The sequence below is a fragment of the Streptomyces exfoliatus genome (assembly GCF_000725545.1).
GTDB lineage: Bacteria > Actinomycetota > Actinomycetes > Streptomycetales > Streptomycetaceae > Streptomyces > Streptomyces exfoliatus.
The window spans coordinates 1-214 of record NZ_JNZP01000127.1 but is presented as its reverse complement, the minus strand read 5'-3'; the positions used below and the strand labels follow the sequence as shown (position 1 = coordinate 214).

At 71.5% G+C, this 214-nt stretch carries 1 pseudogene; it reads left to right on the top strand.

Annotation, left to right across the window (positions count from 1 at the left end):
• A pseudogene (locus IO20_RS39415) lies at positions 1-214 on the top strand (transposase); the annotation flags it as partial.

Here is a 214-nt window from a genome sequence, read left to right as displayed (position 1 = left end):
ATTCCACGGTCGTCCGGGCCCACCAGCATGCGGCGGGGGCTCGAAAAGGGGGCTCCGCGACCCGGCCATCGGCCGGTCCAGAGGCGGTCTGACCAGCAAAATTCACCTCGCCTGCGACGGCCGGGGCCGTCCGCTCGCCTTCGTCGTCACGGGCGGCAACACCAACGACTGCACCCGGTTCACCGCCGTGATGGAAGCGGTCCGGGTGCCCCGG